The 12782-nt window shown below is 45.2% G+C and carries 12 protein-coding genes; 5 read left to right on the forward strand and 7 right to left on the reverse strand.

Annotated elements, in window-relative coordinates:
* Nucleotides 1-12 precede the first annotated feature (12 nt).
* Nucleotides 13-726 carry a DUF2161 domain-containing phosphodiesterase gene (locus AC58UX_RS09540; protein WP_497251789.1) on the forward strand — a complete coding sequence of 238 codons (714 nt, stop codon included), beginning with the start codon at nt 13-15 and terminating at the stop codon, nt 724-726.
* 92 nt (nt 727-818) lie between these two features.
* On the opposite strand, the gene AC58UX_RS09545 is transcribed toward AC58UX_RS09540, so the two are convergent.
* The 5 genes from AC58UX_RS09545 to AC58UX_RS09565 all read right to left on the reverse strand — a co-directional run bounded on the left by AC58UX_RS09545 (nt 819) and on the right by AC58UX_RS09565 (nt 6372).
* Nucleotides 819-1769, reverse strand: a complete 951-nt coding sequence (locus AC58UX_RS09545) for an NAD(P)/FAD-dependent oxidoreductase (RefSeq protein ID WP_497251791.1) — start codon at nt 1767-1769, stop codon at nt 819-821.
* A 74-nt stretch (nt 1770-1843) separates the two neighbouring features.
* Nucleotides 1844-3073: an MFS transporter gene (locus AC58UX_RS09550; protein WP_497251793.1), complete on the reverse strand. Its 1230-nt coding sequence runs from the start codon at nt 3071-3073 to the stop codon at nt 1844-1846.
* Between the two features lie 111 nt (nt 3074-3184).
* Entirely contained in the window at nt 3185-4507 is a 1323-nt protein-coding gene (locus AC58UX_RS09555; protein WP_497251795.1) for an ABC transporter substrate-binding protein, read from the reverse strand.
* 159 nt (nt 4508-4666) lie between these two features.
* On the reverse strand, nt 4667-5503 hold the full coding sequence (locus AC58UX_RS09560) for a carbohydrate ABC transporter permease (protein WP_497251797.1): 837 nt from the start codon (nt 5501-5503) through the stop codon (nt 4667-4669).
* Entirely contained in the window at nt 5503-6372 is an 870-nt protein-coding gene (locus AC58UX_RS09565; RefSeq protein WP_497252145.1) for a carbohydrate ABC transporter permease, read from the reverse strand. The genes AC58UX_RS09560 and AC58UX_RS09565 overlap by 1 nt, the downstream gene beginning before the upstream one ends.
* Nucleotides 6373-6583: 211 nt before the next feature.
* Between AC58UX_RS09565 and AC58UX_RS09570 the strand changes: the two genes are divergently transcribed.
* The 4 genes from AC58UX_RS09570 to AC58UX_RS09585 are packed head-to-tail and all read left to right on the forward strand — an operon-like array spanning nt 6584 to nt 11561.
* A complete protein-coding gene (locus tag AC58UX_RS09570) occupies nt 6584-8374 on the forward strand; it encodes a sensor histidine kinase (protein WP_497251799.1) in 1791 nt (596 codons plus the stop codon).
* A gap of 1 nt (nt 8375) precedes the next feature.
* The gene (locus AC58UX_RS09575) at nt 8376-10004 is read left to right on the forward strand and encodes a response regulator (RefSeq protein ID WP_497251801.1); all 1629 of its coding nucleotides are present in this window, start codon (nt 8376-8378) and stop codon (nt 10002-10004) included.
* Between the two features lie 52 nt (nt 10005-10056).
* A complete protein-coding gene (locus AC58UX_RS09580; RefSeq protein WP_497251803.1) occupies nt 10057-10488 on the forward strand; it encodes a hypothetical protein in 432 nt (143 codons plus the stop codon).
* Complete coding sequence (locus tag AC58UX_RS09585) at nt 10488-11561, forward strand: phosphodiester glycosidase family protein (protein ID WP_497251805.1); 1074 nt, start codon at nt 10488-10490, stop codon at nt 11559-11561. Before AC58UX_RS09580 ends, AC58UX_RS09585 begins: the two co-directional genes overlap by 1 nt.
* A 276-nt stretch (nt 11562-11837) precedes the next feature.
* Here the strand turns inward: AC58UX_RS09585 and AC58UX_RS09590 are convergent, their stop codons facing one another.
* Nucleotides 11838-12092 carry an AbrB/MazE/SpoVT family DNA-binding domain-containing protein gene (locus AC58UX_RS09590; RefSeq protein WP_497252147.1) on the reverse strand — a complete coding sequence of 85 codons (255 nt, stop codon included), beginning with the start codon at nt 12090-12092 and terminating at the stop codon, nt 11838-11840.
* Between the two features lie 195 nt (nt 12093-12287).
* The gene (gene trmL / locus AC58UX_RS09595) at nt 12288-12752 is read right to left on the reverse strand and encodes a tRNA (uridine(34)/cytosine(34)/5-carboxymethylaminomethyluridine(34)-2'-O)-methyltransferase TrmL (protein ID WP_497251807.1); all 465 of its coding nucleotides are present in this window, start codon (nt 12750-12752) and stop codon (nt 12288-12290) included.
* Nucleotides 12753-12782: the final 30 nt, after the last annotated feature.

Consider the following 12782-nt stretch of genomic DNA (forward strand, 5'->3'; position numbering starts at 1 on the left):
AGACAATACCTCATGCCGATTCAAAGCGAAACTGAGCTGTATGCACCGATCAAATCCTACTTCGAGCAGCGTGGCTATACCGTCCGCGGGGAAGTGAAGCACTGTGACTTAGTCGCGATACGCGGCGAAGAGCCACCTGTCATTGTTGAACTGAAAAAAGGCTTCAACATCCCGCTTCTTGTTCAAGGCATCGAGCGGCTAAGGCTTACACAAGACGTGTATGTCGCCTTTGAGCTCCCTAATAAAGGAAAAGCCCCCCATCGACTGCAATGGGAGGACATTCGGCGACTTTGTCGTATGTTGGGGCTAGGCGTCTTAACGGTTCAATTCTATAAACGCAAACAGCCCACAGTCGATCTCGTCTGTGAGCCTACACCTTATACCTTACGCCCGAACAAAAGGGCTTCTGGCAAACTAATGACCGAATTTCATGAGCGCAGCGGCGACTATAATGTGGGTGGAAGCTCCCAACAGAAGCTGATGACAGCGTACCGCGAGAAATCCCTGCATTGCGCCTTTCTCATGCAGCAGCACGGACCACTTAGTCCACGTAAACTCCGTGAGTATACTAGCAATATGAAGGTGAGCTCGCTTCTGCAGCAAAACTATTATCGTTGGTTCGTTAGACAAAGCCGAGGCATCTATCATCTGACACCTAGCGGCGAAAAAGCCTTACAAGAGTATGCTCACGTTGTGGCAGCTTTTCCAGCCGTATCTATCCCTTAAATATCCAGCGTTAAACTATGATCGTCCAGGCCGCTTGCGCACAAAAACTGTGCTCAAGCGGCGGTGTGGGCTGCGGACGAACCTCTCTCACCCTAAGACCTTATCACAACCCGATGCACATTCGCTTCCTCATTCATCCGCAGCAGCGCTTTGTTCATCCATATCGCCGCCTGGGAGCCTTCCCCCATCGCAATCGTCACTTGCTCCGCGTGGACGCCAACGTCCCCAGCGGCCCATACGAAGGGTACGCTCGTCATCTTACTTCGAGGATCGGTCATAATATGCCGATTCTCCATCCGTTCAGCACCAAGCTGACGTGCCAGATCCGACTTCACTTCATTGCCGCCAAAAGCGATAAAGCCCCGCTCCGCTTCAAGATTTCCGCCATCTTTTAACATGACTCCCTTAAATCGTCCTGGTGAATCAGTCACGATCTCTGCAAGATCTTCCGTCACATATGTAATGCCTCTATTTTTCATTTCCGATAAATATTCACTTTTCACAGCGCGATTCTGGTGATTGACATAGATCAGCCTTTCCGTGCGGTGTCGAAGTTTGATCGCCATAGCAGCTCCAGCATCGCCAGATCCCATCACGATCGTACTTCGATCCTTTATCTCATAGCCATCGCAATCCGGACACACATACACAGTTAATCCCAAGCATTCCTTCAGCTTCGGCAGCTCAGGCATGCGATCCATTAAGCCAGTTGCCAGCAGAAGCGTCCTCGCTTCGTAGCCTCGACCACTTTTTCCCCACAGCTCGAAGCCATCACCGATTCTTCCTTTGGCGACAGCCTGTACAACATCATCTTGAACAAAAGCAACGCCTAGCTTCTCGGCTTGTAATCTGCCTAATCGACGCAGCTCCTCACCCGACACCCCATCAGGCCAACCTAAAATATTATGATAGCTTCTGCATAGGGTTGAACGGCCATATCCAGCATCAATCACAAGCACTTTATGCTCATATCGGCCTAATTGAATCGCCGCTTGAAGACCAGCAATGCCGCCTCCAACGATCACACTGTCCACTTTCTCCATCTATATGATGCCCCTCTTCTCCAGTTCACTACCTTCTAGGATAACCGAATTAAGGGACTATCATCCTTATATACCTACTGATTCTTAACTGACCAGACGATACCAAACTGCGTTACAGCGGCGATCAATAGGATCCAAGGTACGATGCCGCTATCCAAGTCACTGCCGAACGTAATCAGAATGAAAATGGAAATAACCCTACCTACATTCACGAAAAACTCTCGAACAACTACGCTTTCTACTTTCAATTCGCCTTTCAGAGGAAGCCTCGCTATCAAGCTGTAATAGTAGCCAGTCATCGTGTTCCCTTGAAGCGGTGCAAAGATGGAATACAGAACCATAAATCCAACCACGGACCACACATTTAAACTTCCGATAATACAAGAGACGCCGAAGATGTAGCCCACGGTCGATATCGTCAGATACAGCCTCGCACGATTCGCTTTCGCATATTTTGAAATAAAGATCCCCATCACAATGCTCAAACTTGAATAAAGAACACCTAGATACCCTACCAAATCTTCACGCGGCAGCACTTTAAATAGAAGAATGTTAGGTAGAAACAGCATGATACCCTGAAGCAAGCCAATACCAAAAAATCCAAAGAGCGCTTTAGACCACTCTTGCTTTTTCTTCATAATCAATCCTGTGTATTTTAAATAGTACACCCGATGATGACCGCCTAACGCCTTAATCTTTAGAGAGATAAGCGCAGCCAAGAAGAACATGACGAAAGCAATCGAGAAGACGATTGTATAGCCGCTTAGACCTTCTTTTAAACGAATAATGAAGCCAGCCAGTGCAGGTCCCGCGAGGGTAGCCGCAGTAAAAAACATCATATTATAAGCCAAATATCGAATGCGATTCTGCTCGGTTGACACATCATACATGAGCGTCAAGTAACCGACCCAATAGAAGCTTCCTGCAAGTCCATTAAAGATCGCAAACAGAACGTAATACTCAACAAGCCGCTCTCCCGCAATAATGACACATAAATAGAAGAGACCAATCAAGATAATTCCCAACCGGTACGATACCATACGATCCTTCTTCTTAATCATATAACCGCCAATGGCGAAACCAATCGGAGTTAAGATATACACGATGATACTGTATGTACCATTCACAACAACACTATGCGTTAACCGCCATAAGTATAAATTAAGAAACACCCCTGACATGGAAGCTCCGAATTGAAAAATGGAATGAATAAGCAGCGAAATGACTGCCTCGTGCGATAGTTTTTTCTCTAGCGGAAGCGCATTCCCTCTGTTTTGCAGCCAAGCTCTGATTTTAAGATACATGTTAGACCTCCGACCTCCAGTCCTCTTCATTGTATCAGCCCTTGCCTCATCTGTTAAACAGCAAAAAGCCCCAGCATTGGCGCTGAGGCTTGACGTACGTCTGGATTGGTATTACTTCTTAAGGCTATCCCATGTTTTCTGGAATTCTTCCAACATTTGATCTTTCGTATACTTCTTAGCTACGTAACCTTGCATAACATCGCCGAATTTCTTACTGGATGCTTCTCCACCAGGGAATTTGAACCAGTTCCAGCTCAATGTTTTGCCAGCTTTGCTGTAAGTAATGATGTCAGCAGCTAGAGGCCCTAGAACTTTCTCGTCAGCAGGAATTGTTTTGAACGCTGGGATGAACTTGAACTCATCTGTGATATATTTCTTACCGATATCGGAGCTAACCATCCAGTTCAGGAATTTCTTAGCTTCGTCTTTAACTGCAGAGTTTTTGTTGATAACCCAGTTATTCGGTACGCCTACGAACAATTTGTCGTTCGCTGCTGCGTCATCACTGATCGGCATTGGCAAGAAGCCAATTTTGATGTCTGGGTTTGTTTTGGAAATTTGAACTTGTGTCCAGTTACCTTGTTGCGTCATAGCCGCTTTACCCGTTGCAAAATCCGTTACTTGTGTATTGTAGTCGGTTTGTAGCGGGTTTTTGTTGCCATATTGCAATTGAAGGTCGAACAATTTCACCCATTGGTTGAACACTTCGTTGCCAGTAATTTTCGCTGTACCTTTGTTCAAACCATCGATGAACGCATTCGGATCCTTTTGGTAAGCGAACGGAAGGTTTACGAAATGGTTACCAAGTACCCACCACTCTGCGTAGCCTGTTTCAAAAGGAGTGATACCCGCATCTTTTAGCTTTTTAGCCGCTGCTTCTAATTGGGAGAACGTTTTTGGAAGCTCTGTGATGCCAGCTTTAGCAAATAGATCTTTGTTGTATTGGAAGCCATAACCTTCAAGGTTAAGTGGTTGACCGTACAGTTTTCCACCTTTAGTCATTGGCTCTTTCGCAACGTCTACTAGATCTTTTACCCAAGGTTGATCGGATAGATCTTCTAGGTTCTCGATCCATTTATCTAGATCCGTGAAACCACCATTGTTGAAAATATCCGGTTTGTCTCCTGCGTTAAATTTCGCAAGAAGCGCTGCGCCGTAATCTGCGCCACCGCCGACAGTGTCGACTTGAATTTTCACGTTCGGATTCAACTTCTGATATTCTTGCACCATTTTTCCAAGCTGATCTGCGATCTCTACTTTGAATTGGAAAATTTTAATGGTAACAGGCTTGCCGCTAGCTGCAGGCGTTGCAGTTCCTGTGGAAGCTCCTGTAGTTGGGGCTGGGCTTGCTGTGTCTTCTTTTTTACCGCAGCCAGCTGCGATTAAGGACAACGATAGTACAGCCGCCATTGAGACCATGGTTAATTTTTTCATGTGGTAATGCCTCCCTTTAATATGTTTCTTTGTTTGAACTCTGTGTGAGTGTTCTTCTGTTGCTTCCTTACAAGTTTCATTGTAAACACTTACATCGTGGCTTAACACCGAGTATATTGAACATAAAGGTGGAAAATCTTGAACATATTTGCAATTTTGTTATCCTTTTACTGATCCGGCTGTAATCCCTTCAACAATGTGCTTTTGCAAGAACAAGAAGAAAATGACGATCGGTAATACGCTTAATGTTAATCCTGCAAGAGCTAAATCCCACTGCTTTGTATACTGTCCAAAGAAAGAGAAGGTGGCAAGCGGAATGGTACGCAGTTCCGGATTGCCCAGTACAAGTGAAGGAAGTAAGTAGTCATTCCAAATCCATAAGCTGTTCAAAATAATAATCGTAATCGACATCGGTTTGAGCAGCGGGAATACGATTTTCCAAAAAACACCGTACGCAGAGCTTCCATCTACTTTCGCAGACTCTTCAATTTCCAGCGGGATGGACTTAATGAAGCCGTGATATAAGAACACATTTAAGGAAACACCAAATCCATAATAGCATGCAACCAATCCCAGCTTGCTATCCATAAAACCTACTTGGCTTGCAACGCGCACCAGTGGAATCATGATTGACTGAAATGGAATAACCATCGCAGCAACGAAAGCCAAGAATACGAGATTGTTGAATTTCGTCGCTCTTCTCACCATACGGTACGCCGCCATCGAGGAGATGACCACGAGGCCCACATTAGCCAAAACGGTAATGAACAAGGAGTTGAAAAACGCCTTCGGGAACTTCATGATGCTCCAAACTTTGGTGTAGTTATCCAAATATAGCGAGCTAGGAAGCTTAGCTGTATTCGCAGCGAGCTCAGGAAAAGTCTTCAAAGAATTCGCGATAACGAAGTAAAACGGAACTAAGAACAGCAAGGCGACCAGGATGCCGAGAACTTCAAGGGCAAACAATCGACCTGAATATTTTTTGATGGTAGACATTAGACCTCAACCTCCTTGCGCTTGGTGTACATCACTTGGATGGTTGAAATGATGGCAACCACGATGAAGAAGACAAGGGCTTTCGCCGTACCTAAACCATAGCGATTATTACGGAAAGCTTCTTGATAAATATTGATGGAAACCGACTCTGTGGAGTTGAACGGCCCGCCTTTGGTTAACGAAAAGTTCAAGTCAAAGATTTTGAAGGACCACGAGATCGTCAAGAACAAGCAGACGGTAACCGCTGGCATGATGAGTGGAACGATGATGCTTCGCAGTACTTGTAAACGTGATGCACCATCGATGTACGCTGCTTCCAGCATATCCTTAGGTACATTCGACAAGGCCGCTATGTAGATAATCATGAGATAACCTGCACCCTGCCACACACTAACGATGACAATCGCCCAGAAAGCTGTAGGTGAATCCCCTAGCCAAGGCAATTCGAAAAATCCAATATGCGTGAGATTGCCTAAGGTTGCAAAACCTTTAACAAAGATGAACTGCCAAATAAATCCAAGCAGCAAACCACCGATGACGTTAGGCATAAAAAAGATCGTGCGCAGCACGTTCCTTGTTTTCAACGCTTGCGTAAGCAGCAAGGCGAGTAGGAAGCCTACAAGGTTCGTCAGAATCACGTTCGTCACGGTTAATCGTGACGTAAAGTTAAAGGCATTGCGATAATCCTTGTCATGGAATAGAATTTGTTTGAAATTCTCTAATCCATTAAAGGTTACTTTGGTTGTTACACCATTCCATTCGGTAAATGAATAATAGATGCTCATCAAAAATGGAACCAAGACCACAACACTAAAAAAGATTAATGCCGGTCCGACAAATACCCATTGCTGAAGCCATCCTGAAAGCATTCTTTTTGTTTTCACTGGGACGTCCCCCTTACCATTCTGCTACTATACTCCAAGTATAGAGTGCTGCAGTACCCCAAAACACAGACGATGGTGACCCATTAGGTGGAATTTGTTGACCTCTCCTGCTACAATGTAGGGGAAAATCCCATTATAGAAACCGAGCTGATGAAGTCTGATACGACACAGTATTCGTAATAAATTGATCTTATTTTTGCTAATTGCCACTCTTGTACCCTTCCTAACCTCCCTTGTCGTCTCCTATTACTTTACGAAACAGAAGGTGACAGAAGATACGCTGACCAACAACTCCGCTTTACTTACACAAGGTAAGACGAATCTCATGAACTATCTGGATGGCGTGGTTCAAGCCTCTTCCACGATTTACACGGGAAAGACTCCGACGTATGGGATTGACCAATTCTATGAGATTATTCAAACGAAATCCGAGATCGATTATACGAGTGATAAAGTGATCAAAAGCGGCCTGCAGGTCATGTCCCACTCTGTGAAGGAAATCAAACAAATTTACCTGTATGCCTCCGTCAGCAACAGTTCTTTCCTGACCAACAATGACATTCAAGTCAGCATGGCTGGTAAATATGAAGGGCTTAAGCCGTTCCCTGCGGGCAAACTCGTGTATTTCGAAACAACACACCAGAGCAACCTATATGGTAAGTCACTCTCTGCATATTCTCTCCCATCGCCAGTTATTTCTATGCACCGAAACATCATGTACTCACCTAACAATCAGTCTATTGGCGAGCTCATTATTGATTTGAATTTAGACCTTGTATCTGAGATTGCCCAAAGTCTATTCACGACTGATCAAGAAGAACTCTACATATTAGATGAAACGGGACACATCGTCTTCGGTCCGGATCCTAGCAAATGGGGACTTCCATTAGAAGGCAACTGGGGAGATGAAGCCGTTCACAGTAAACTTGACAAAGGCAACTACGAGTGGACAAAAGGTGCTTTTGCGGGAATAAATATGTATGAGAAAATGCATTCTGACTATCTGAATTGGACGATTGTAAAACGTCTTCCATATGAACAGCTAACGAAGAATGCGCGACAATTAACCTTCATTAATGCTCTTATTCTTACCTTCTCCATGCTGATCGTCATGGCTGGAACCGTCTATATTAGTATTCGTTTCACAGCTCCTATTAAGCAGTTGATCCGTTACATTACCCGCATTCAAACGGGACAAGTCGGGCTTGGAGATCATCATAGCGATGTTGAGTTAACAAGGACCGATGAAATGGGCATACTAGCGAATCGTTTCCATGGGCTGATGCAGGATTTGAATCAAATGGTGATGCGTGAATATCGGCTTGAGCTAGCGAATAAATCGAATCAGCTGATGGCGCTGCAAGCGCAAATTAATCCGCATTTTCTGAATAATGCCCTCCAATCTATTGGAACTCTCGCCTTGCAGCACGAGGCGCCTAAGATTTACGCACTGATTAATTCTTTAGCTAAAATGATGCATTACAGCATGAATACGAATGAATCAGTCGTTCCATTACGGAAAGAAATCGATCATATCAAGGCGTATTTGGAGCTGCAGAAGCAGCGTTTTGAACATCAATTTGAGATTGTTTACGAGATTGAAGAGGGAACCCAAGTTTTTTCTGTGCCTAAAATGATCCTACAACCGCTTGTGGAAAATTATTTCAAGCATGGCTTTAAACCAAGCCATTCCCATGACGTGGGGTTATTACGTATCGAGTCTAAAAAGCTGACCACTCCTGACGGGGACTTCCTAAGACTTACTGTAGAAGATAATGGCGTTGGGATGTCGGATCAGCGAATGAGTGAGGTCCGCAGTCGCTTGAAAGCTCCTTCGGTCACGGATGATTCCTACATTGGGCTTCGCAACGTCCTGACGCGCGTCCAGCTTTATTTCAATGATGATGCGCTACTTGAGATTGACCATGTACATCCCCACGGCCTGCGGATCGTCATCCTTATTCCGATGAAAAAGGGAGTTACCTGATATGAAAGTACTACTAGTAGATGATGAAAAGCATGTTCGTGACGCGATCCGTTTGCTCGTGAATTGGAAACAACATGGGATCGATACGATCTTGGAAGCCCCTGACGGCGAAGCCGCGATTACATTGATCCGCAGCGAGCATCCGGAGATTATTATGACCGATATGATGATGCCCGTCATGAACGGCGTCAAGCTGTTGGAGTGGCTGCATCGCTATGCGCCAGACTCTAAAACTATCGTCATCAGCGGCCACGACGATTTCTCCTTGCTTCGACACACGGTGAAGTTTGGCGGTACGGACTATATTTTGAAACCGATCGATCCGGATCAATTAAATGAAGCTTTAGATAAAGCCATCCAAACCTGGCTTAAGGATGAAGAACAAAGGCATGCGAATCGCGAGCTGAATATCGAAGTTAATCAATTCAAACCGATATACTGGGACAAGCTCCTCTCCGCGCTAATTGCCGAACCAAGTACGTACGAGCCGGTGGCTGACCAGCTGGAGCGAGAGCTGCATTTGTCCAGAAACGTTACGACTTGTCGTGTTGCCATTCTTTCTCTAGATACGATGGAAGCGAGTATTAAAAATAAATTCAGCCAAAACATCGATCTGCTTCTCTTCTCATTGATTAATATTTGTAATGAATTTCTCGTCACGCAGAAACGCGGATACTCCTTCCGACACTGGCATAATCCCAATGAAATTGTGCTTTTCTTATGGGCAGATCCCTCTAAGGCTGAGGAGCTGCTTGCGACGATTAATGAGGGGATTCGTACTGCGCTGCATACGCGCGTGGACTTTGGAATTGGACAAGCACATGGCTTTCCTGCCCATTTAAAGCTCAGCTATCAAGAAGCGCGAGATGCCCTAAGACACCGTAATTTGAAATCGAAAGAAACGTGGATTCATAACACCTCGCACACGACCAAGAGCTCACAAGCGACGTTGACCTTTCACCAATTTGAGGAGCAAATTCATCTAGCCCTGCGAAGTGGGAATGAGGAGCAAATCCAGGACATTGTCCAGCAATGGATTGATGCCATTCGCAGCTGCGAAATCATAACCCCTGAACAACTGGAGCACTGGTGGGGGGAATATCGGGTAATGATGCGTCGCTGGATCCAGCAGCTCATTCCGAATACCCGTGAGGAAGACGTTCATCCTTTGCTCCTTGAGGACAGCGCGGCAGCGATCATTACGCTGGATGAGAAAGGCATTTTATCCTTATCTCTGTGGCAGCAGGAACTAACCCGCAGCCTCGTTCAAGTAGCCAAGCTCCATCTGGAGAGTCAGCATAAAGATAACAATGTTATTTTCGAAATCGCCAGCTTTCTCGAAAAGCATTACCATGAGGATATTTCGCTTGCGGATATCGCCAGCCGCTTCTATCTTAGCCGCGAGTACATCTCTCGTAAGTTTAAGCAGGAGTTTGAAGTCAATCTCTCTGATTACTTAGGTCAAATTCGGATGAGCAAGGCGAAGGTACTTCTTTGTAATCCAAATCTTCGTATTTCACAGGTTGCTGAGATGGTTGGCTATCAAGATGAAAAATATTTCAGCAAAGTTTTCAAAAAAATATCGGGTATGACCCCCAATGAATATCGAAAAACAACGAATTCTATCTAATCTTCCGAGAAAATATTGGAATATGCTATACTAAGTGTAAGAGGTGATTTTCATGAGTATGCCCATTGAGAATGTATCGGTGAATTCTTTTCCCCGCACATCAAAGGCAACCAGGGTAAAGAAGAAAACGTACATCCTGTTATTCATGGGTTGGGTCATGCTGATCGCAGTCGGAGTCGCAGCTACGATGATGTACACAGACCATCTGAGGCAACAAATATCGACCGATATCGCACAGCAAACCCAACAGCAATTACAAGTAATTCAACAAGATTATCAGAAGCAAGTCTCTCAATTAAAGGATAGTGTGACTTCCGATATGAAGACTTTGCAAGCCAAGGTAGATTCACTGAATGAACTACTGGCTTTCACCAAAGATAGCGCTAACAGCAAGACGGATAATAGCAATCAACTTTATACGCAGCTTGCCGACGTTAAGAAAAAGCTGGATGAGCTGACCAAAAACTTGGATGTGTTGAAATAATGACAGCGAATTCGATTCAGCAAATCAATCGTGTCATGCTGCTTGCCTGCGCCCCCTTTCTGGGAATGCTCATTTGGCTGCTCTCCGTGTCCCTTGATATTTCTATCCCGTTAAGGGCTCCTGAGATAACAGCACCGGTCAATTTCAATCAAGAGACACAGGCCATGAACAACCTGCTCACCCAAGCGAATACGGATGCGGTCCAGACCAAATCTATTATTCAGCAGTATTTCCAGCTGTATGAGAAAAGCACGGCAGAAGTAACCGCCATGCTTCAGAGCGCGGCTTCTCAAGTCGCCAAACCCGGACTTATTTATGATGCAAGGATTACTGCTAAGCTGGGCAGCCCCATCCGCCAGGCGAGTTCAGGCAATATCGACATTCAGCTATACGCGTTGAATGAAAAACATTATTCAGGTTATGCTCTTAAAGTAAACCTGAAGAACGATAAAGCCATTAAGCTCGTGCTGGGGAATGACAAACTCGGCTCCAGTGAAACAACCTTAGCCGCAGCTTCGCGCTATGGCGCAGTTGTTGGCATTAACGCTGGCGGCTTCGCAGACGACAATCGCGGAAGACGCTACCCGCTCGATACCACCGTTATGAACGGTAAGTATCTCAACGGCTTCTTTCCCACCAATAATGACACAGCGTTCATTGGCTTGAACAAGGATCGCAAGCTGATTGGTGGCAAGTTCAGCTCGCAGGCCGATCTCGACAAGCTGAACCCGCTGATGGGTACGACCTTCGTACCTGTCCTGCTGAAAAACGGCAGCAAGATGTCTATTCCGTACCAATGGCAGAGCTCACCAGCGAGAGCCGCTCGAACCGTCATGGCCAATTACAAGCATGACCAGCTCTTGTTCCTTGTCACAGACGGCTACGACGAGAGTGGCAATTCAGGCGCTACACTTGCAGAATTGCAGGACAAGCTCCAGCAATTAGGCGCCGTGGATGCTTACAATTTGGATGGAGGCGGCTCCACGACATTAGTCTGGGGAGGCAGCGTAATCAACCGTCCTTCGGATGGTAGAATGCGGCCACTCGCTACACACTTCCTGTTTTTCAAATGACCCAAATTATTCACACAATAGTCGTTTCTTTTTTGGAGATCGTTGGGTATAATAAACTTTAACTATGTGCAAAAATGTTCTTTAACACTGTAGGAGGTGCAGCAATGTTCGGTTTATCTGCAACATTTTGGCTCGTTAATACTGTTTTCCTGTTATTCATCGTCGCTATGATGACGGCTTCCTATAACGAGGACAAATCAAAAGGCCTTTAATTCAAGAAAAAAAGCATCGCCTTCTCCATATGGAGGAAGCGATGCTTTTTCTTTTTTTTAACTACTAGGCTCTCGCCTTAAGCAGGTTCATTTCAGTTATACAAACGCCGCAAATATAACGTTCTTTGAATTCACTGACACTTTCCATGCTTCCACAGAACACACATTTCGGACGATATCTCTCGAGAATGATATGGTCACCCTGAACTAGAATTTCTACAGGATCTCCCTCGTTCATTTGATATCGCTTTCTTAACGATTTAGGCAATACGATTCGTCCCAATTGATCGACTTTACGTACGACTCCAGCTGGCTTCATCATAGGACTTCACCTCTCTTTTTCCCAGACGTTTTCTACGTTTCCGGCAATTTCACTTCGACCCACACAGCAATATCGAGCTTACCGATATTATTCGCCGTGTTTCAAGAAATTCCTTCTGCTTAGACCTAGAAAACTTTCTTTTCTTGTCAGAAATGTCTGTTCTGCGCCATAAATAATAGGTCAAAAGAATTCCTACTCCAGACCTACAAAGCCAGTTTGGCGTAATCCCTCATATAAGATAATGGCCGCAGAGTTAGAAAGATTCAAAGATCTTACCGCGTCAGACATTGGCAACCGGATCAAAGTCTCCGGGTGCTGGCGCAAGAGCTCCTCAGGCAGCCCTTTGGTCTCTTTCCCAAAGACGAAGAAATCGCCATCTTGGAACGTAAAGTCCGAGTAACGCTTGCTCGCTTTCGTGGATGCGAAGAAAAATCTATGGCCCTCGTACGCCGCCAAGACTTCATCGAAGGAGTCATGGTAGTCGATTTTTACTGAATGCCAGTAATCCAGACCAGCGCGTTTCAACGTCTTATCATCGGTATCAAAGCCCAGCGGGCGGACCAAATGAAGATGAGTGCCTGTTGCGGCACAGGTTCTTGAAATATTGCCTGTGTTCGCAGGAATTTCGGGTTCTACTAATACAATATGAAAAGCCATCTCTGTTCATTCACCTCATTCTCTATCCTA

The sequence above is a fragment of the Paenibacillus sp. J22P90 genome, from assembly GCF_059692195.1.